Origin of the sequence: Paenibacillus catalpae, assembly GCF_900112695.1 — a bacterium.
Lineage (GTDB): Bacteria > Bacillota > Bacilli > Paenibacillales > Paenibacillaceae > Pristimantibacillus > Pristimantibacillus catalpae.
The window spans coordinates 59,717-81,256 of sequence record NZ_FOMT01000007.1 but is presented as its reverse complement, the minus strand read 5'-3'; the positions used below and the strand labels follow the sequence as shown (position 1 = coordinate 81,256).

Here is a 21,540-nt window from a genome sequence, read left to right as displayed (position 1 = left end):
CCGTGTCCAATATCACGATTGAGCGTACAAAGCAGAAGCCGGCGGGAAGCGGCAAACCGGCACGTTCCCACACATGGTGGGCCGCCCAGACGCGCGAGATCAAAAACAGGAAGCATTCTTATATTCTTATGGCGCCGTATATGCTTTTGTTCGCGGCCTTTACGATTCTGCCCGTCATCATGTCCATCTTTATCAGCTTTTCGTATTTTAACCTGCTTGAATTTCCGCGCTTTATCGGCTGGCAGAACTATTCGAGGCTGTTTCTGGAAGATGACGTGTTCTTGACGGCAATCAAGAACACACTCCTCTTCGCGGCCATCACCGGGCCTGTCAGCTACATCGCCTGCTTTGTCTTTGCGTGGATCATCAATGAGCTGGGACCGAAGCTCCGCGCGGTCATGACGCTTATCTTCTATGCGCCATCCATCTCCGGAAACGTGTACTTCATCTGGCAAATCATCTTTTCCGGCGACCGTTACGGCATCGCCAACGGGCTTCTCATCAAACTCGGGTTCATCTTGGAGCCGATACAATGGCTGAAGACCGAACAATACATTTTGCCCATCCTCATCCTCGTACAGCTCTGGCTGTCGCTCGGGACCGGTTTTCTTGCCTTCATTGCCGGTTTGCAGACGGTCGATAGGACGCTTTACGAAGCCGGAGCGGTGGACGGGGTCAAAAACCGCTGGCAGGAGCTGTGGTACATTACGCTGCCGTCGATGAAGCCCCAGCTGATGTTCGGTGCCGTCATCCAGTTGACAACCTCGCTCGCCGTCGCAGACGTATCGATCAACCTGGCTGGATTTCCAAGCGTCAACTATGCCGCGCAGACGATCGTAACGCACTTGATCGACTTCGGTACGATCCGCTTCGAGATGGGTTATGCCTCCGCGATTGCGACCGTGCTGTTCGTGATTATGCTTGGCACGAACCTGATCATTCAACGACTTCTCAGGAAGGTAGGGGACTAATCGAATGAATACGATCCTTTCGAGACGCAATAAGCGCGTCAACCGTTCCTTTATGGGAAGTTTCTCCTTATTTATACTGCTGGCGATTGTCGGCGCTTTCATGGCACTTCCGCTCGTGTATGCAATCAACTCGGCTTTCAAGCCGCTTGACGAAATTTTCATGTTTCCGCCGACCCTGTTCGTTCGAAACCCTACGCTTACGAACTTCGTTGATCTCATGACGCTGCTCGGCCAATCGTGGGTGCCGTTCTCAAGGTATATTTTCAATACGTTCTTCATTACCGGGATGGGCGTATTCGGGCATGTCATATTGGCTTCGGCGGCTGCTTTCCCGCTTGCAAAGCATGTGTTCCCCGGCAAAGCGGTTACGTTCCAGACGGTCGTGCTGTCGCTCATGTTCACCGGCGCCGTTACGTCGATTCCGAATTATATGATCATGTCCTGGCTTGGCCTCATCGATACGTATTGGGCGGTCATCGTACCGGCATTCGCTTATCCGCTCGGCCTCTATTTAATGAAGCAATTCATGGAGCAACTGCCGGACTCGCTGCTCGAAGCAGCCAAAATCGACGGGGCAAGCGAGTACCGCATCTTCTGGCAAGTCGTCATGCCCAACGTCAAGCCGGCATGGCTTACGCTGGTCATCCTGTTGTTTCAGCTGCTGTGGGGGACGGACGGAAATGGCTTCATCTACAGCGAGCAATTGAAAACGCTTCATTATGCTTCGGGACAAATAATTCAAGGCGGTATTGCCCGTGCTGGCGTCGGTGCAGCCGTTGCATTGATTTTAATGAGCGTGCCGATTACGCTGTTCGTTTTCTCGCAGAGCCGCATTATCGAGACGATGGCGACATCCGGCATGAAAGATTAGGGGGATCGTCCGTGAAATTAACCAAAGCGCTCGTGCTTGCGGCGATCATCTCGATGCTCGCCGCCGCAGCGGCTCCGGCCGCTTCTGCCGCCACTCCGTATGAAGCCTATACTTACAACTTTTATGAAGAATCGGTGCCGCTGCCTGCGCCATATGTGCCGGAGAAAGCCGTCTCGGGGCAAAGTCTTGGCGTAGGCAGCTTTAATCAACCAAACGACATTTTTGTCACGGAAGACGGATTCATCTACATTCTGGACAGCGGCAACGCGCGGGTTATCGCCCTGGATAACCAGTGGCGGGTGCTCCGGACCATCGATGGCTTTGAGATGGATGGGCGGGAGAATAAGTTCGCCAATCCGTCGGGGATTTTCGTATCGGAGAAAAAGGAGATTTACGTCGCCGATACGGATAAGGGAAGAGTCGTCGTCCTGACAAGCGATGGCCAGCTGATTCGAGTCGTAGATAATCCCCAATCGGAAATTTTGCCGCCCGACTTCAAATTCGTTCCGCTCAAAGTAACCGCGGACAGGGCGGGCAGGATCTTCGTCGTCAGCCGCGGGATGTACGAAGGCATCATGCAGTTTGACGAGAAAGGCAAGTTTATCGGCTACGTCGGCACGATCAAGGTGACCGCGAGTCCGGCCGACCGGCTGTGGCGGGCGCTTGCGACCGATGCGCAGCAAGCCCAGATGCAGCTGTTCATTCCGACGGAATTCGCGAGCGTCGATATCGACCGCAAAGGCTTCGTGTATGCGACGACCGTAGATATCAATTCAACCGAAACGATCAAACGGCTGAACCCCTCCGGACAAGATGTGCTGAAACGATTCGGCCATTTTCCGCCGCGAGGCGACATCCGTTACCGGATTCTGGGCAACAACTCGGGCCCGTCCAAGCTTGTGGACATCAAGGTGCTCGGGGGCGGCATGTATGTCGCGCTCGATTCGCTTCGCGCCCGTCTGTTCGCGTACAACGACGAGGGTGAACTGCTGTACGCCTTCGGCGGACGAGGGACGCAGCTTGGCGTCTTCAATACGCCGGTCGCGGTCGAACGGGTTGCGGATAAGCTTGTCGTGCTCGACCGGGGCAAAAATAATATCGTCGTCTTCGCACCAACACGGTTCGGCAAATTGGTGAGCGCGGCGACGACCGAGCATTACAACGGCAATACCGACCGTTCCGTCGACATTTGGCGGGAAGTGCTCCGCATGAACTCGAACTTTGATATCGCCTACCGGGGTATTGGACGTTCGCTGCTCATGCAGAAGAAGAACAAGGAAGCGATGGAATATTTTAAGCTCGGCATGGACCGCAAGTATTATTCGACGGCCTTCAAGCGATATCGGCGCGAAGTGATGCAGGAGCAGTTCGGTCATTTTATGACGACCTTGATGGTACTTATCGCTGCTTTCGTTGCTTATCGGATCGTAAGGAAAGTCAGGGTGAGAAGGAGTGAGAGACGTGAAGCATGATTTCGTGAAGTTTCCCCTCCATGTCATCGTCCACCCGTTCGACGGGTTCTGGGATATGAAGTATGAACAGAAGGGCAAGATCAGGGTCGCGCTGACGATTCTCGCGATTTTCATCCTGACGTTAATTTTGCAGCGGCAGTTTTCGGGTTTCCTCGTCAACTTCAACGATCCGCGATACTTGAACAGTCTGAACGACATCATTTACACCCTGCTGCCGTTTCTCCTGTTCTGCTTCGCGAACTGGTCCATTACCACCTTGATGGAAGGCGAAGGCAAATTCAAGGAAATCGTCATGGCGACAGGCTATGCGATGCTTCCGCTGATTCTGATCAACCTGCCCCTGACGTTCATCAGCCGGATCATGGTGCAGGAGGAAACCGCCTTCTATTATTTGCTGAACAGCTTCGCCGGGATCTGGTTCCTTTATTTGTTGTTCGCCGGCATTATGACCGTGCACCAGTATACGGCCTCGAAGACGGTTATCACGATGATTCTGACGGTTATCGCCATGGGGATCGTCGTCTTTCTGGGGACTCTTGCGCTCAGCCTGGGAGCCCAGATCTGGTATTTCATCTATGATATCTACCGCGAACTCATTTTCCGTACGTAAAGGGGGCAGCACCAGTGAGCAATAGAAAAAAAATTTATGCGGTGCTGGCAAGTATCGCGGTAGTCGGGATCGGTGCTCTGCTCTACGTCATGCTGACGAAAGGAGCGCCGGCCGTCAGTGTTTCCGCCTACGCGGGGACGGCGTCTCAGCCTTCTGCGGCCTCCGAACCCAAGTTTCTGACTGGCAGCGCCGTTCCGGGCATGAAGCTTGCGGCGGAGACGGATGCCCTGGCCATGTATTTTCATGAAGAAACGACCGAGCTTGCCGTGGTGGACAAAAAGAGCGGGAAAGTATGGCGGACTAATCCCGAGGCGCGAAACGAAGACGCGAAAGCGTCCCCTGTCGAGAAAGAATTGCTTTCCTCTCAGGTGACCGTCAACTACCGCGACCGCATCGGGACGCTCAATAGGTTTACCAACTATGCGCATTCGATCGCGAATAAGCAGTTCAAGGCCGAGATGATCGACAGCGGGCTTCGCCTGACGTACACGATCGGAGACATGTCGCTTGGCATCGACGCGCTGCCGAAGTACATCAGCAAGCAGCGGATGGAAGAGAAGGTGCTCAGCCAGCTGGACGACCAGACGAAGATTACCATCAACCGTGCGTATCTTCCGTCGGAAACGAAACCGGACGTCCTGGAGCGGCTGGATACGGCGGTTGAACGCCCGCTCGTGCTGCAGCGCGTTCTGGACGCTTTTGCCAAAGCGGGTTATACCGAGGAAGACCTCGCGTTCGACAATGAAGAGAACGGAATCGGGGCCGGGGGCGAGGAGAAGCCCAATTTTACGGTCGTCCTCGAATACCGTCTCGACGGGGATAGCTTCCTCGTGAATGTGCCTGCAGGGCAAATTGTGGAAAGCAAAGGTTTCAAAATCCGAAACCTCGAGCTGCTGAACTTCTTCGGCGCAGCGGGGACGGATGAGCAAGGCTATATGCTGGTACCCGACGGATCCGGCGGTCTCATTTATTTGAACAACGGAAAATCGAACGCCGAAGTTTACGCGCAGCGCATTTACGGCGACGATTACAACGACAACAGCGGCCGGCGCGGTCAGGTATCGGAGAGTGCCCGTTTGCCGGTATTCGGCCTCAAATCCGGCGACAATGCTTGGTTTGCCCAGATCGAACGAGGCGAATCGATTGCGAATGTGACGGCAGACATCGGCGGACGTCAAAATTCGTTCAACCATATCCATGCCAGCTTCGCGCTTCGCGGCGAGGACGAGCTGGAGCTGTATAAGGGCAATGAGGTTGACGAAATCCATCTCTTGTCCGAAGCGCGTTATACCGGCGACATTCAGGTCCGGTACAACTTCCTTGACGGTTCGGATGCCTCCTATGCAGGCATGGCCGAGATCTACCGCGAGCGGCTTGCTGCGGAAGGCCTTCTGAAGCCAGTTGAAGCCGGGGAGGGCCTGCCGTTCTTCGTGGATGTGCTTGGTGCGATCGACAAGCGCAAGTCCTTCCTGGGTGTGCCTTACAAAGGACTCGTGCCGATGACGACGGTGGATCAGGCAGGCGTAATCGCGGATGCGCTGAGGGAAAAAGGCGTTTCCAACGTTCAAATGCGTTATCTCGGCTGGTTTAACGGCGGCATGAAGCATACCGTTCCTGCAAGCGTCGATATGGAAGGGAAGCTAGGCAGCGGGTCGGAACTGCGCCGGTTGGCTGATAAGCTGGAAGCGGCCGGCGGCATGCTGTATCCGGACACGGCTTTCCAGCATGTGCTGCGCGACAGCTTCGCGTTCAGGCCTGCCTCTGACGCGGCCAGGTTCATTACCCGCGAGCAGGCGGCTCGGACGCCGTACAACCGCGCGCTCAATACAATGGATTACGATCTTGGCACCTATTGGCTGCTGTCGCCTGCCAAGCTTCCGTACTTCGTCGACCAATTCATGGCCGGTTACGATGACTATAAGATCGATTCCGTCTCGCTGCGCGATCTCGGGGATTTGCTCCATGCCGACTACCGCGCAGACCGCGTCATTTTCCGCGACACGGCCAAGAACATCGTGACGGAGCAGCTCGGCAAGCTGGAGAAGGAATTCCCGCATTTGCTGCTGACCGGCGGGAATGCCTATGCGCTTCCGTATGCCGATAAGCTTGTCAACGTGCCGATGGGAGACAGCGGCTTCAACATTGTCGATGAAACCGTGCCTTTCTACCAAATGGTCATTCACGGCTATATGGACTATGCGGGCTCGCCGCTCAATCTGGACGATGAGCAGGACCTCCAGCACCAACTGCTTCGTTCGGTCGAATACGGCGCGGCGCCGCACTTCCTGTGGACATATGAGCCTTCCTCCCAGCTGAAATTTACGGCGTACGACCTGTATTTCTCTACCGAATACACAAGCTGGATCGAGGATGCCGCGAATATGTACGCAAAGGCGAATGAGGCGCTTGGCGGTCTGCGAACGCAGCCGATATCGGATCGAATCGTTCATCAGGAAGGGGTCGTCGAGGTTCGCTATGGCAATGGCGCCGCAGTGTACGTCAATTATACCGACAAACCGGTGACAGTGGGCGGCATGACGATCGAAGCGGAGAATTTTGCGGTAAGGAGTGAGGTCAATTGATCAAGAGAAGTTTCACACTGTCACAGAAGCGGTCGCTTCTCGGGATCCTCTTTATCCTGCCGTGGCTGCTCGGATTCCTTTTCCTGTTCCTGTCGCCGTTCCTTCAGTCAATCCAATTCAGCTTCAGTGAATTGAAAGTGGCGCCTAACGGCTATGATCTGAGCTTTATCGGTCTAGACAATTATCATCATGCAATCCGGATCGATCCAAACTTTAACCGGATCTTGACGGAGTCCGTAACCGAGATGGTCTACAACGTACCAATGATCCTTTTCTTCAGCCTGTTTGCGGCAACGCTACTGAACTCGAAGTTCAAGGGCAGGGCGCTGGCGCGGGCGATCTTCTTCCTGCCCGTCATTCTCGCTTCCGGTGCGATCGAGGAGGCGCAATCGGCCGGCTTGATCCAGTTAACCGGCAGCTCCCAGATCGCGCAGGAGCTTGGTGAACAGCAGAATGGCTTCGACCCGATGATTCTGGTAAGTATTCTCGGCAACAGCGGTATTCCGCTCGGGTTCATCGAATATATCGTGACGGCCGTCAACCGGATATATGAGATTATCCGCAGCTCCGGCGTCCAGATTCTCATTTTCCTCGCCGCTTTGCAATCGGTTCCTTCCACGATGTATGAAGTCGCGAAGATGGAGGGCGCGACCGCGTACGAGTCGTTTTGGAAAATTACGTTTCCCATGGTCAGTCCGCTCATCCTGACGAACGTCATCTATACGATTATCGATTCATTCGCCGACAGCCAAGTGACGCAGTATATCTATGAAACGGCGTTCACTTCCCAGAACTTCGGACTCAGCGCAGCGATGGCGTGGATGTATACGATCGTTGTCAGTATTATTCTGGTCGTGGTTGGCTTCGTTATTTCCAAAAGGGTGTTCTACTATAACTGATCCTCGGAGAGGAGGAAAGACAATGTCAGCCAAAATACCGGAGAACGAAGCGGTCCTGTTGCGGTACCAGCGTGCACGAAACAAAGGCAGCGAGGTGCTGTGGTCAATATTTCGCTACATTCTGATCCTTGGCATATCGTTTGTCATCCTGCTGCCGGTCTTGAAGCAAATCTCGGTCGCGTTCAAAGATCCGCTAGATATTTATGATCCAACGATCTATATGATTCCCGTCAATTATACGATGGAGAACATTCGGCTGGCGATGAACGTTCTGGACTACTGGCCGCTGCTTCAGAACACGATGCTGTTCGTCATTTCGACGACGCTGCTTGCCACTGCCTCTTGTGCGCTCGCGGGTTACGGCTTTGCGCGGTTCACCTTTCCGGGCAGCAATGTGTTGTTTGCTCTCGTTATTATGACGATCCTGATTCCTTCCAGCACGCTTATGGTACCGATGTACCTGCATTTCCGGGAGTTTGACGTACTTGGTCTCGTTAAGCTGTTTACGGGCAAGGACGGCGTCAATCTACTGAACACGTATTGGCCTTCGTTAATCACCTCGGGGCTCGCCATCGGCCTCAAGGCAGGTCTGTTCATCTATATCTTCCGGCAGTTCTTCAGGGGACTGCCGAAGGAAATCGAGGAATCGGCTCTCATCGACGGAGCCGGCGGTTTGCGAACGTTCTTCACGATCATGCTGCCGAATGCGATTCCGCCGATCATTACCGTCCTGCTGTTCTCGTTCGTCTGGCAGTATAACGACACGTTTTACACGTCGCTGTTCATGAGCGATAGCAACCTTATGGCGGTCAAGATTGCATCGTTCCCGGCAGACGTTAATCAATTCCTTCCTCGTCTGCTTGGTATCGAGGGAACAGAGGCTCGTGCAGATCCGAATCATGTATCGATGATCGTCGATACCGGCATTCTGCTGGCCATCGCACCGCTCATTATCTTGTACCTGTTCGTCCAACGCAACTTCGTAGAGAGCGTTGAGCGCACCGGCGTCGTCGGTTAACAGCAAGAATCCAATACGGAAGGGAGAACCCGGCAATGAAGGAGCATTTGCAAGGAAGATTGGCGGTCGAGCCAAAACTTATCCATCCGGCGGCAAGCGATAACGCCAAACGGTTGATGGCCTATCTGTGCAGCATATACGGCAAACGGACGCTGACCGGACAGCAGTACGGCGTCGTTTCGACGCCCGAGATGGATGTCATTGTTCGGGCAACCGGCAAATACCCGGCGGTCGGCGGTTTCGACTTCATGAACGATTCGCCGTCCCGCGTTGAACGAGGCGCCGTGCCAACCGATACGCCGCTGGCGATCGACTGGTGGAGACGCGGGGGAATCGTCACGTTCTGCTGGCACTGGAATGCGCCTAAAGATCTGATCGATGAGGCGCCGGACAATGGATGGCACCGGGGCTTCTATACGAGTGCAACGACGTTCGATATCGCGGGAGCCATGAACGACGAATCATCCGAAGACTTTGCCTTGTTGATGCGCGATATCGACGCCATTGCCATCCAGTTGAAGATCCTTCAAAGCGTTGGGATCCCCGTGTTATGGCGGCCTCTGCACGAAGCTTCCGGCGGCTGGTTCTGGTGGGGAGCGAAGGGTCCTCAGCCTTGCGTAAAGCTGTGGAGGATTATGTACGATAGACTGACGAATCTGCACGGGCTAAACAACCTGATCTGGGTGTGGAACGGTCAGCATCGTGATTGGTATCCCGGCGATGAATATGTCGACATTATCGGAGAAGACATCTATCCCCCGGAGCGAACGTATATCTCGAGCTTGGAGAGATTTCGCCAAGCGCTTGGTTATACCACGGCAAACAAAATGATTGCCCTCTCAGAGAACGGGCCGTTGCCGGATCCTGACAAGATGATTGGCGAAGGTGCGCCCTGGCTGTGGAACTGTACCTGGTACGGCGGCTTTGTATGCGTTAAAGGTGCAAATGGTGAATGGGATGTCGGCGAGCAATATACGGAGCGGGAGATGCTGATCAAGTATTACGGGCACCCGTTCACGGTGACATTGGATGAATTACCCGATTTAACCGCTTATCCAATTGAAGGATAAAAAAATAGCGTTTGCAGGCAATCGCCCCGAGCGCTTGGTCCGAGTGCGATAGTAAGGTTCACCGCCACATACAACGCGCAAGGGAGGAAATGAACGATGACCTATAAAGTGCTGACGGAAGAACAGGTCGAGCATTTCATTGAGAGAGGCTGGGTCAAGCTGGAGGGCGCTTTCGCCCGGGAAGACGCATTGGAGGCCCAGGATTATCTCTGGACAGAGGTGGAGAAGCGGAGCGGCGTGCGCAAGGACGACCGTGCAACATGGACGGAGCCATTGGTCCAGATCAACGAAACGTTTCTGACGCCGGCCTTCGCCCGCTGCAACACGGCACGGCTCGGCGATGCCATCGAGGATCTGATCGGTCATGGCCGATGGGCGAACCGCACCGTGTACGGAGAGACGGAGCGGCTGGGCGGGTTCGGATGGTGGCCCGTCAACTTCTCCCTGAACGCCGACCAGCCCTGGACGGTTCCGATCAACGGCTGGCATTGGGACGGTATCCACTTCAAACATTTCGTCGACAGCCCGGAGCAAGGGTTATTATGCTTGTGTCTGTTCTCCGATATCACGCATCAGGGCGGAGGTACGTTTATCGTGGAGGGATCGCACAAGGTTGTCGCCCGATTCCTGGAAGGCCGCCCGGAGGGATTGGAACTCGGAGAAGCGATTGGGGAGTTGAATCGTGAGCATCCCTATCTGCGCGAACTGACTGGCGCGGACAGGAGGAAGGACAGTGATGCCGGCGATATCTATGCCAACCAGTACGCCGGGGCACCGGATGCAAGATCGGCTGAAGAAATCGCCAAGGCGCGGCTCGACAAGTTCATGAACAATGACTATGTCGATGCAAGCGGCACTACGCTGCGCGTGCTGGAGACGACTGGCGGGCCAGGCGACGCGATTCTCTGTCATCCCTTTTTGTACCATTCGTCCTCTCAGAACCTGATTGGCGTTCCCCGGTTTATGTGCAACCGCACAACGCCGGTAATCGAGAGGCTGAACTTGCAGAGGGAGAACGAGACGGATTATTCGCCGCTTGAGATCAGCATTCGTAAGGCGCTTGGTCGTCAGTAGAGAATGGGAATATAGAAAGCATAAATGTCCAGAGCGGATTTCAGTATTAAACCGAAACGAGGGACGGCATGGAACGATTGTTCATCAAGGGAATGACATGGGGATGGAGCGCAAAGCGCGGCGACTACCGGACGGAAGAAGCAGCGGACTCCATACGCAAGCTGAAAGAAACCGGGAGCGAATGGATCGCGCTCTCTTTCTGGACCTGGCAGGACACGGTACATTCGACGCAGATCCCGTTTGATTACGGCTTTACCGTAACCGATCGCGACATCGAAGCCGCCGTGCGCGAAGCTAGACGGAGCGGGCTGAAAATTTGCCTTAAGCCCGTCGTCAATTCGCGGGATGGCCTCTGGCGGGCGCATATCGGATTTCCGGAGGAGGATAATGGCAGTCCTTCTTACTGGGACACCTGGTTCGAATCGTATACGAATTTTCTGGTTCATTACGCAGAGCTTGCGGAGGAATTGGGCTGCGAGATGTTCTGCGTCGGCTGCGAGATGGTCAAAACCGAGTCGCAGACGGCTAGATGGACTCAGACGATTGCACGCGTGAGAGAGGTTTACTCGGGACCGTTGATCTATAACGCCAACCACGGCAGTGAAGACGGAGTGGCGTGGTTCGACCTGGTAGACGTCATCGGCACAAGCGCTTATTACCCTGTCGGCAGTGTGCCAGGTGATACGGAAGACAATATGATCGCCAAATGGCTGCCGATTCGCGACAAGATGGAGCGGCTGCACCGGAAGTTCAACAAGCCGGTCGTATTTATGGAGATCGGTTGTCGCAGCGCACATGGCTGCGCCACGATGCCATGGGATTACTTGCACCAGGACTTGCCGTTTTCCGAAGAGGAGCAGGCGAACTTTTACAGTTCCGTTATCCAGGTATTCTGGGATCAGCCGTGGTTCGGCGGATTTTTCTGGTGGGATTGGAGCGTGAAACTGTACCCGTTGTCGGAAGCAAAGTCGAACCGAGGGTTCGACGTGTACGGCAAGCGAGCGGGCCAAATTTTGACGGAGTGGTATACAGGCCGGTAATGCGGTATCCCACCGATTTGTATCAATGATTAAATGCTTGCCATTGGAATGCAATGGTAAGCATTTTTTTGTTTGTGCCCAGCATGGGTACAGTGCTATCTCCTAACAACAAGTAGTCGAGTAGTAGTAGTCTATTTGATTGCCATTGACAAGAAGAAACGTAATTGCTAAAGTGTTGAACAGTTGTTTTAAACATATGTTTAATATGAGAGACAGATAGAGGGAGTGGAGAGATTGAAACAAGCACTGCGGGCATTTATGAAGCGCCCTACTACTTGGGTGGGGATCATTACAGCATTAACGTTCCAGATGGTTTTCTCATTAATCTGGATGACCGGTTATGACGGGGTAACCGATCGCGCCGATCAATTGCATATTGCAATTGTCAACAAAGATGGACAGCTTGGAAAGCAGGTTGCTTCTAATCTAATGAAGGAACTGCCTTTCCAAATGTCACAGCTCGATGATTTGGACGCTGCTAAGAAGCAACTGGATGACAGGAAGCTTCAGATGGTTATTTATATGCCGGAGGATTTCACGCAGAAAACGGCGTCTCCGGAGGGCCACGCCAATATTCAATATTGGATTAATGAGTCCAATCCTGCTTTAATTAAAAGTATGATGAGCGGGGTAGCCGAGCAGGTAACGGCCGAGGTGAACAAACAGGCAGTCGCCGCAGGTATTCAATCAACACTTGGAACGGCGGCCAAAATGCCGGAAGCTCAGGCTGCAACAGCGGCACAAAGTCTGGCGGAACGGGTAACGGCTGATATTCAATCGACTAATGCGATTCATGGCATGAATAATCAGATGGTACCGATGATGATGGTGCTAGCTTCTTATGTAGGTGCTATGATTATGGGGATGAATCTGGAGCAGTCGGCCATGGCTGTTCAGAGCAGCGTCAGCCGCTGGAGAAGATTTGCTGCAAGAAGCATCATTAATATCGCTGCAGCCGTAGTTGTTTCATTAGTAGGCGCTACATTGCTCTATTCCCTTGGCGGACAAATCGAGCAGGGCTTTATCCATCTGTGGTTATTTGAAATGCTATTCCTGCTGACATTTATGTTTGTCTCGCAGATGTTTCTGTATCTGTTTGGTATGGCGGGCATGCTGTTTAATATAATGCTGCTGTCGGCGCAGCTGGTGTCGTCAGGTACAATTGTGCCGCGGGAGCTGCTATCGGACTTTTATACCGCACTGGGTACGATTCTTCCTGCAACCTATGCGGTTGAAGGCAATATGAACTTGTTATTTGGCGGCCCTGGAGTAGGCCATGAGGCAGCTGTTCTCTTCCTGATTTCAGCAGTGGCTATAGCAGTGAGCGCTGCTGCTGCGGGATTAAAACGAAGCGCGGTTCAGCCGCATGAGGCAACAACAACGGTCGCGGCCAAATAAGTCGTATAATAGATAAGCTGGAGGACTGGAAAATGACAACGAATGAGAGTGACGTGAAGTCGCGCATCCTGCTTGCGGCAAGGAAGCTGTTTGCCAGCCAAGGCTTCGAAGGGACGACGGTAAGGCAAATATGCGAGGAAGCGGGCGGAGCTAACGTTGCTCTTATCTCGTATCATTTTGGTGGCAAAGAGAATATGTTTGCAGCTCTGTTTGATGCTTATTTCCCCAGCCGCCAGTTTGCTGAGGTAGATCTGGACCTGCCGCCCGTAGAAGGCGTGAAGCTTGTTATTTCGGAAGTCACCAAGTTCCGTTACAGCGATCCTGAGCTTGTCCAGATCATCCAGCATGAGGTTTTATTGAATACAGCCCGCATTGAGAAAATCCGTTTTTATGTAATGCCGTTGTGGCAGACGTTGCGGAAGTGGCTGGAGATTGGCCGTGAGCAGGGAGTGTTTCAGTTCCGTTCGACAGATCTTACCCTTTTCTCAATAGCTGGAGTATTGTTGTTTAACCGTCACTCGGATTACTGGCAGGCAATCCGGAGCGAGGAGCCGCATACGCTGGCATTCACGATTGAAGAGATGACCAGCTTTATTATGAACGGCTTGCAAGCCAAGCTGTAGAAGATGGCGGCATGCGCGATAATCGCGTATGCCGTCTTTTCGCTAGGGCTATAATGGTGAAGGTGTCCTGTTGGCGGATGTTAAATAACTGCAAAAATGATCCAAGACACTTGAAATTAGACAAGAAAATGAGTATGATAAAAATGGTTGTTAGCACTTCAAGCTTACGAGTGCTAATTTAAAACAATAAGCGACAAATTTTTTAAGGAGGCTATTTTCAATGATCAGACCTTTAGGTGAACGCGTATTGATCGAACCGATCGCAAAAGAAGAAACGACTGCAAGCGGCATCGTTTTGCCGGATACGGCTAAAGAAAAACCACAAGAAGGCAGAGTGGTGGCAGTTGGCAGCGGCACGCTGAAAGACGGCGTTCGTGTTGCGCTGGAAGTTAAAGAAGGCGACCGCGTTCTTTTCTCCAAATATGCGGGAACAGAAATCAAATATGATGGTAAAGAGTATTTGATTATGAAGGAAAGCGACATTCACGCGATCTTTGGATAAGCCCGTTCCTAACATAGAGGGCAAGAAGCAAGATACTTATTATACTTTTTGGGAGGTAACACGATAATGGCAAAAGAAATTAAATTTAGCGAAGACGCTCGCCGCGCAATGCTGCGTGGTGTAGATTCCCTTGCAAATGCAGTTAAAGTAACGCTTGGTCCTAAAGGCCGTAACGTGGTACTCGAGAAGAAATTCGGCAGCCCGCTCATTACAAATGACGGTGTATCCATTGCGAAAGAAATCGAGCTGGAAGATGCATTCGAGAACATGGGTGCTCAACTGGTTAAAGAAGTAGCAACAAAAACAAACGACGTTGCCGGTGACGGTACAACAACAGCTACCGTTCTGGCTCAAGCGATGATTCGCGAAGGTTTGAAAAACGTTACTGCTGGCGCTAACCCTATGGTTATCCGCAAAGGTATCGAAAAAGCGGTTAAAGCTGCAGTTGAAGAGCTGAAAGCAATCGCAAAGCCGATCGAAGGCAAACAATCGATCGCACAAGTTGCTTCGATCTCCGCTGCTGACGACGAAGTAGGCCAACTGATTGCAGAAGCAATGGAAAAAGTGGGCAACGACGGCGTTATCACCGTTGAAGAGTCGAAAGGCTTCGTAACGGAGCTTGAAGTGGTTGAAGGCATGCAATTCGACCGCGGCTACGTTTCGCCATACATGATCACGGATACAGATAAAATGGAAGCTGTCCTCGACAACCCATACATTCTGATCACGGACAAAAAAATCTCGAACATTCAAGAGATCCTTCCGGTTCTGGAGAAAGTTGTTCAATCCGGCAAACAGCTCCTGATCATCGCGGAAGACATTGAAGGCGAAGCTCAAGCTACGCTGGTACTGAACAAACTGCGCGGTACATTCACTTGCGTAGGCGTTAAAGCTCCGGGCTTTGGCGACCGCCGCAAAGCGATGCTGGCTGATATCGCAGCTCTGACTGGCGCTCAAGTCGTTACAGAAGAGCTGGGTCTTGAACTGAAATCGGCATCCGTGGAGCAACTCGGTTCCGCTCGCCAAGTTCGCATTACAAAAGAAAACACGATCATTGTTGACGGCAGCGGCAACGCGGAAGACATTCAAGCTCGTGTAAACCAAATCCGCGTTCAATTGGAAGAAACAACTTCCGAGTTCGACCGTGAGAAACTGCAAGAGCGTCTGGCTAAACTGGCTGGCGGCGTAGCGGTTATCAAAGTTGGCGCGGCTACTGAAACAGAACTCAAAGAGCGCAAGCTCCGCATTGAAGATGCCCTGAACTCGACTCGCGCAGCGGTTGAAGAAGGTATCGTATCCGGCGGCGGTACAGCTCTGATCAACGTATACAAAGCAGTTGCGGCTGTTCAAACAACCGGCGACGAGCAAACAGGCGTTAACATCGTATTGCGCTCCCTCGAAGAGCCGCTTCGCACAATCGCTGCGAACGCTGGCCAAGAAGGCTCCGTCATCGTTGAGCGTCTGAAAAACGAAAAAGTAGGCGTTGGTTACAATGCCGCTACTGGCGAATGGGTGAACATGTTCGAAGCGGGTATCGTTGACCCTGCGAAAGTAACTCGTTCCGCACTGCAAAACGCAGCTTCCGTAGCAGCTATGTTCCTGACTACTGAAGCCGTTGTTGCTGACAAACCTGAGAAAGACAAACCAGGCATGCCTGACATGGGCGGCATGGGCGGTATGGGCGGCATGATGTAAGATTGGACATTTAAACGTTCAATATAAATAAAGAGAAGCTTTTCATAAGTTCGCTGAACTTATGGAAAGCTTCTTTTTTTGTATGAGTTAATAAACGAAAACGGCGATATCGATACCTATGGCTAACAGAAATTAATCGCCGTTTCTTATTAGATAAGAACTGTTCCTGTACCGGAGTCAGACAAGTCGCCTTTTGCTCCACCGCCGCGAGTATCATTGTTCTTCAGCAGGGTTTCGCTGGTGTTCGCGTCAATCAATATCCCATACTGTGGTTTGTTGGCGAGTCCACCGGCGCGGCACATATTGCCCTGTACATTATTGATTGTGTTCGCGCCTTGTGCTCCGCTACTGAGAAAGATGTTTTGATAACCTTGGTTAGTCGTCTGGCTGTTTTCTTTACATTGATTGTTCGAGATGGAGTTGCTAAGTGAATCGTTAGCCGCATCTCCTTTGACAAAGATACCGTGTTGACCGTTTTTGGAGCAGCGATTGCTGTCGACTAAGTTGTATTTAGAGTTCCAAAGGTAAATGCCTGACAAAGCGTTACTTGAGCTGGTATTGCCATTAATGGAGTTATCTGTGCTGACGGCGATGAAAATACCGCGGCCCTTATTATTTGTAACGTTATTATCGTTTATTATATTGTCAAAGCTTTTGTAAACATTGATGCCTTCGCCGGAGTTTCCGTAGACCTTGTTGTCTGTGATAACGTTCCGGTCTGCATTGTTCAGCAGATAAATGCCGTGCGAGCCGTTATTATAAACGACATTACCGCTGATTACGTTATCCGTCGAGGTGTTAACGTAAATACCATAGTTGCCGCTGGCGTATACGATGTTGCCTGTAACGCTGTAATAGCGTGACGATGAGGCAAGGTAAATCCCCCACATGGTATTCCCTTCAAAGACATTGCCGGTGATTGTCGCGCTTGCATCGCCGAGGGCCTGGATACCAATTTTATTCCCTTTGAACACATTCCCGGTAATGGTAACGTCTCTAACCGTCCCGCCAAGTTCCGGCTCGATATCAATCCCTGCTGCCGGGTCAGTTCCCTGTGTCGTTTCAAACGAGCAGCCGATCACACGGAAATTTTCATTAGCGCATATAGAGATGCCTTGTCTGCGGTTATCAATAAAGCTGACATTCTCGACGGTTACTTTTTTTGTGTTTCCAAGTGTAGAATGATACAGAGTGTAAATTCCGTCGCCCCAAAACTCTTTGCAGGTCACATCGCGAATGGTTACATTTGTTGCACCTTCGAGCCAGACACCGACTCCAACCTGACCCGCAGTTGGCCCCGTATGCGTATACCTTTCTCCTTGCAGGATACCGCCTTCAATCGTTACGTTAGAAACAGCTCTTACAAGAAATATTGCATAGTTGTTATACGCATTTGTGATGGCTTTTAATACCGTATTTTCAGTCATTTTAATCGTGATGTTATTTTTTAGTGAGATACACGTTGCGTTTGTCACCGGGTTGTAAGGGTTTCCTGTATTGATCATATAAGTGCCCTCAGGGATGTATACCGTGCCACCGGAAGCCGGCAGAGAGTTGATTGCAGCATTAATTCTTGCTGTATCGTCACTAGTGCCGTTGCCTAGAGCGCCAAAGGATTTTACATTCACCCAGTTCTCCAGCGGGCTTGCACCGCCTGTTGTTGTAATCGTAATATCCTTTGTACCGTCAAAAGTTGCAGAACCCGCAACGCTTCCTGTCAGCTTGATTGTTCGTGCGGTCTGTAGTTTTGCTGCTTGATCTACAACACCGTTATTGTTCGTGTCATAAACCGATTTAAGCATATCCCCATTTGCCATACCATCATCTCCTTTTTCTCTCGTAACTAAACACAAGCGGTGTACGCTACCTACAATCCGCGTGTTCGTCGCCCGTTTATTTCTTAATGTTTATCCTTATCTTTGTTAAAAAAATAAAAGGCGGTGCCGAGTAGTCATGCAGAGACTAGTAGAATCAGCCGGCGTTTTGGTATTCAAAAATCTATTCAATTGACACTATGACACTCACTTTAAAACAACATATGAAAGAATAGTAGAGTTGGTATGGGCCATATGTAAAAACTCATCTTGCTTGCTGAAAATGTGCAATTATCAATGGTCGCTAGGTGATGGATAATGGATACAGACACAGATGTGCTATATAGAAATTTATCTTGACTTGTTACAAAATGTATCTTAAATTTAGAAATATACTTTAGATACAATTTGTATCTATCTCTTAATCTAAAATGGAGCGTGAATGAAAGATGCGTATCTTGGTAACGGGCTCCGCTGGATTTATTGGCTTCCATGTATCCAGTAAGCTATTAGATCTGGGTTACACCGTTGTTGGTTTCGATAACCTGAATAGTTATTATGACGTGGAGTTGAAACAAGCTCGCCTGGAGCATTTGCTGGAGCGTGACCAATTTCATTTTGTAAAAGGGTCTCTGGAAAATCGATCCGATCTTGAGCAGCTGTTTGAAGAACATCGCTTTCAAGTCGTTATTCATTTGGCTGCCCAAGCAGGAGTTCGGTATAGTTTGGAGCATCCTCAAACCTATATTGACTCTAATGTGACAGGCTTCCTCAACATATTGGAGATGTGCCGAATTCATCAAATAGGCCATCTTCTTTACGCATCGTCAAGTTCCGTTTACGGAGCCAACCGGAAAGTGCCTTTCTCTGTGGAAGATATGACCGACCATCCGGTTAGTTTGTATGCAAGCACCAAAAAAATGAATGAGATGATGGCACATGCTTATAGTCATATTTATGGTTTACCAGTGACGGGGATGCGGTTTTTTACCGTATACGGTCCATGGGGGCGACCGGATATGGCTTACTTTTCGTTTACGCGAAATATTCTGGAAGAGAAGCCGATTACCGTATTTAATAATGGGGAAATGTGGCGTGATTTTACTTATGTGGATGATGTCGTTCAGGCAATAGCCAATCTCATCCCACTTCCACCTGCGCCTGACAGCAATTGGAATGGACAGACAGGAAGCAGTAATGCTCCTTACCGTATTTATAATATCGGCAATCACAGTCCTGTCAAGTTAATGGAGATGATTAATCTTCTTGAACGGCATTTGGGAAAAAAAGCTCGTATGGAATATCGCCCAATGCATCCTGGGGACGTCGAAGTAACCTATGCGGACACCAAGTCTTTAGAGGAACAGGTTGGATTCAAGCCTGAAACGCCATTGGATGCGGGATTAGGCAAATTCGTTTCCTGGTATAAAGCGTTTTATCAAGTTAAGGGGCTCGAGTTGACGAAGTCTATAAGCGGAGATTAACAGAGGAGACAGGAACATGAGAACAATTGCCATGATTGGTACGGGGTATGTAGGGCTTGTAAACGGCACATGCTTGGCACATATCGGCCATAGCGTGCAATGCTGCGATACTAATGCTGACAAAATCGAGTGGCTCCAGCAGGGTCGAATTCCGATTTATGAGCCGGGACTCGAAGCAATGGTTGCAGAAAATGTTGCTGCTGGTCGGTTGTCGTTTACGTCCGATATGGCGTCTGCTATCGAACAATCGGATTTGTTGTTTATTGCTGTTGGAACGCCGATGGCTCCTACAGGTGCTGCGGATCTAGGTTATATTCAATCAGTAGCGGAATTTATTGGCCGTCATTTGACAGCATACAAAACGATTGTAATAAAGAGCACGGTTCCGGTTGGTACAGGACGAATGGTAGACAGCTGGATCCGGGCGAATATGCAGAATCCGCAAATCCCGTTTGATGTCGTTTCCAATCCTGAATTTTTACGAGAAGGCTCTGCCGTTGCTGATTTTATGAAGATGGAACGATGCATTGTGGGGGCGATTCGTCCGGAAGCTGCACAGTTGGTCGCAGATTGCTTTGAGCCGCTCAATACGAAAACCTATTTTACCACTCCCGAGAGTGCCGAAATGATCAAATATGCGGCGAATGCATTCTTAGCGACTAAAATTTCGTTTATTAACGCAATTGCGAATTTATGTGAGCGGTATGGAGCAGATGTGGAGGATGTGGCTGAAGGAATCGGTTCAGATAGCCGTATCGGTTCTGCGTTCCTCCGAGCAGGTATTGGCTATGGCGGATCATGTTTTCCAAAGGATACACATGCATTGAACTGGATGGCTGATCAAGCGGGGTATAATTTTGGTCTGTTGAAGGAGGTTATTCAAACCAACGAAGAGCAGAAGTATGTGCTGCTCAAGAAATTGGTTCAGGCATTGGGTGATCTGCGAGGAACAACGATAGCTGTGCTAGGGTTGTCGTTTAAACCCAATACCGACGATTTGCGCGATGCGCCGTCACTTGCACTCATTCCTGCCTTGATTGCTGCAGGAGCGAGCGTACGGGTGTACGATCCAGTTGCCATGTCTGAGGCGAGAAAATGGTTCGGCAGTGATGTGAATTATGGCATAGGCGTTTATCAAACGATTGCCGGCTGCGATGCATGTTTAATTCTTACAGAGTGGAGAGAATTTATTACGCTTGATTTAGAACAAGTGCGTCAGCTCTTAAAGCGTCCAATTGTAGTGGACGGACGAAATTGCTATTCGCTTGCAAGCATGAGTGGGCATGGTATTGAATACCATTCCATTGGGCGGACAGCTGTTTCTGCCGAACAGACGGTATTATCACGCCTTTAATGATACATTTTGTATCGTTGTGGTGTTAGAATCGTGGAAAAGAATCAGAGAAAATTTGGAAGGTGGATCGAATCCTATGGACCCCAAAAAAGTAATGGTTACAGGCGGTGCAGGTTTTATTGGTTCTCATATCGTTGAACGTTGTCTCTCGAAAGGCTGGGAAACAATCGTAGTTGATAATTTATCCAAAGGGGAATTCGAAAATATTCCAATCGGGGCTCGCTTCTATCACACCGATATCAGATCACATGAGATGGAAGGAATTTTAGCTAAGGAACGACCGGATGTTATTGTACACCAGGCTGCGCAAACAGACGTTCAGTATTCCATTAATGAGCCGCTCGAAGATGCCTCAGCCAATATTTTGTCTACGATCCGTTTACTTGAGCTGGCCGTGAAGTATGGTGTGCGCAAGTTTGTTTATGCTTCATCTGCTGCCATCTATGGAATGCCGGAAGCTGCTCTGATTAACGAAGCTCATCCGAAGCATCCGATGTCCGGCTACGGGGTGTCCAAATATGTGCCAGAGCTGTACATATATACGTACGCCAAATTATATGGACTGGAATACGGAATTTTGCGATACGCAAATGTGTATGGACCGCGCCAAGCTAGTGATGGGGAGGGCGGCGTAGTTGCTATTTTCGTTGATCGTCTGCTCCGTGGACAAAAGCTTGTCATTTATGGAGATGGGGAGCAAACCAGAGATTTTATCTACGTTGAGGACATTGCCGATGCGAATATTGCTGCCATTCTTGCTGAACAGAATGTGATTGCAAACGTAGGCACAGCGCATCCCCTGAGTGTCAATGCGCTCGTAGCGAGCTTGCAAGATTGCTGTGATCAGAAAACAAGGGTTGAATACCGTCCTGCCCGTGCCGGGGACATCATGCATAGCTGTCTGGATAATCACAAAGCGATCCAACAATTGAAATGGGAACCTAAAGTACGTTTGGAAGAGGGACTCTGGAAGACATACTCCTACCGTTTGTCCAAAATGACGCAGGAGAAAGCACTCGAATCGGCCGCGCACATATAATCAGGCGCTGGAAGGTGGATGGGT

Annotated in this window: 18 protein-coding genes; 17 read left to right on the top strand and 1 reads right to left on the bottom strand. The window is 50.7% G+C overall.

Going from position 1 to position 21,540, the window contains the following annotated elements:
- The first annotated feature begins 98 nt into the window (after positions 1-98).
- From BM200_RS27660 to groL, 14 genes are all read left to right on the top strand, one after another.
- Complete coding sequence (locus BM200_RS27660; RefSeq protein WP_425434637.1) at positions 99-971, top strand: carbohydrate ABC transporter permease; 873 nt, start codon at positions 99-101, stop codon at positions 969-971.
- Positions 972-975: 4 nt separating this feature from the next.
- Positions 976-1,842, top strand: a complete 867-nt coding sequence (locus BM200_RS27655) for a carbohydrate ABC transporter permease (RefSeq protein WP_091190304.1) — start codon at positions 976-978, stop codon at positions 1,840-1,842.
- Between the two features lie 11 nt (positions 1,843-1,853).
- Entirely contained in the window at positions 1,854-3,314 is a 1,461-nt protein-coding gene (locus tag BM200_RS27650) for an NHL repeat-containing protein (protein WP_091190302.1), read from the top strand.
- Positions 3,304-3,924 carry a Yip1 family protein gene (locus BM200_RS27645; RefSeq protein WP_091190299.1) on the top strand — a complete coding sequence of 207 codons (621 nt, stop codon included), beginning with the start codon at positions 3,304-3,306 and terminating at the stop codon, positions 3,922-3,924. Before BM200_RS27650 ends, BM200_RS27645 begins: the two co-directional genes overlap by 11 nt.
- A gap of 14 nt (positions 3,925-3,938) precedes the next feature.
- Positions 3,939-6,506, top strand: a complete 2,568-nt coding sequence (locus BM200_RS27640; RefSeq protein WP_091190297.1) for a DUF5696 domain-containing protein — start codon at positions 3,939-3,941, stop codon at positions 6,504-6,506.
- Entirely contained in the window at positions 6,506-7,405 is a 900-nt protein-coding gene (locus tag BM200_RS27635; protein ID WP_091190466.1) for a carbohydrate ABC transporter permease, read from the top strand. Before BM200_RS27640 ends, BM200_RS27635 begins: the two co-directional genes overlap by 1 nt.
- A gap of 22 nt (positions 7,406-7,427) precedes the next feature.
- Positions 7,428-8,423, top strand: coding sequence for a carbohydrate ABC transporter permease (locus BM200_RS27630; protein ID WP_091190294.1), 996 nt, complete (start codon positions 7,428-7,430; stop codon positions 8,421-8,423).
- Positions 8,424-8,458: 35 nt separating this feature from the next.
- Positions 8,459-9,493 (top strand): glycosyl hydrolase, encoded by a 1,035-nt coding sequence (locus BM200_RS27625; protein ID WP_091190291.1) that lies wholly within the window; start codon positions 8,459-8,461, stop codon positions 9,491-9,493.
- Positions 9,494-9,589: 96 nt separating this feature from the next.
- The gene (locus tag BM200_RS27620) at positions 9,590-10,567 is read left to right on the top strand and encodes a phytanoyl-CoA dioxygenase family protein (protein ID WP_091190290.1); all 978 of its coding nucleotides are present in this window, start codon (positions 9,590-9,592) and stop codon (positions 10,565-10,567) included.
- A 68-nt stretch (positions 10,568-10,635) separates the two neighbouring features.
- A complete protein-coding gene (locus BM200_RS27615; RefSeq protein ID WP_175533059.1) occupies positions 10,636-11,607 on the top strand; it encodes a glycoside hydrolase family 113 in 972 nt (323 codons plus the stop codon).
- A gap of 234 nt (positions 11,608-11,841) precedes the next feature.
- Positions 11,842-13,005: a YhgE/Pip domain-containing protein gene (locus BM200_RS27610; protein WP_091190287.1), complete on the top strand. Its 1,164-nt coding sequence runs from the start codon at positions 11,842-11,844 to the stop codon at positions 13,003-13,005.
- Positions 13,006-13,037: 32 nt separating this feature from the next.
- Positions 13,038-13,628 (top strand): TetR/AcrR family transcriptional regulator, encoded by a 591-nt coding sequence (locus BM200_RS27605; protein WP_091190286.1) that lies wholly within the window; start codon positions 13,038-13,040, stop codon positions 13,626-13,628.
- A gap of 220 nt (positions 13,629-13,848) precedes the next feature.
- On the top strand, positions 13,849-14,130 hold the full coding sequence (gene groES, locus BM200_RS27600) for a co-chaperone GroES (RefSeq protein WP_091190283.1): 282 nt from the start codon (positions 13,849-13,851) through the stop codon (positions 14,128-14,130).
- A gap of 66 nt (positions 14,131-14,196) precedes the next feature.
- Complete coding sequence (gene groL / locus BM200_RS27595; protein ID WP_091190282.1) at positions 14,197-15,825, top strand: chaperonin GroEL; 1,629 nt, start codon at positions 14,197-14,199, stop codon at positions 15,823-15,825.
- Positions 15,826-15,974: 149 nt separating this feature from the next.
- On the opposite strand, the gene BM200_RS27590 is transcribed toward groL, so the two are convergent.
- A complete protein-coding gene (locus BM200_RS27590; RefSeq protein WP_091190279.1) occupies positions 15,975-17,642 on the bottom strand; it encodes a right-handed parallel beta-helix repeat-containing protein in 1,668 nt (555 codons plus the stop codon).
- A gap of 446 nt (positions 17,643-18,088) precedes the next feature.
- Here BM200_RS27590 and BM200_RS27585 point away from each other — a divergent pair, with 446 nt between their 5' ends.
- The 3 genes from BM200_RS27585 to BM200_RS27575 all read left to right on the top strand — a co-directional run bounded on the left by BM200_RS27585 (position 18,089) and on the right by BM200_RS27575 (position 21,516).
- A complete protein-coding gene (locus BM200_RS27585) occupies positions 18,089-19,123 on the top strand; it encodes an NAD-dependent epimerase (protein WP_091190277.1) in 1,035 nt (344 codons plus the stop codon).
- A 16-nt stretch (positions 19,124-19,139) separates the two neighbouring features.
- On the top strand, positions 19,140-20,477 hold the full coding sequence (locus BM200_RS27580; protein ID WP_091190275.1) for a UDP-glucose dehydrogenase family protein: 1,338 nt from the start codon (positions 19,140-19,142) through the stop codon (positions 20,475-20,477).
- Between the two features lie 76 nt (positions 20,478-20,553).
- Entirely contained in the window at positions 20,554-21,516 is a 963-nt protein-coding gene (locus BM200_RS27575; RefSeq protein ID WP_091190272.1) for an NAD-dependent epimerase/dehydratase family protein, read from the top strand.
- The last annotated feature ends 24 nt before the right edge of the window (positions 21,517-21,540 follow it).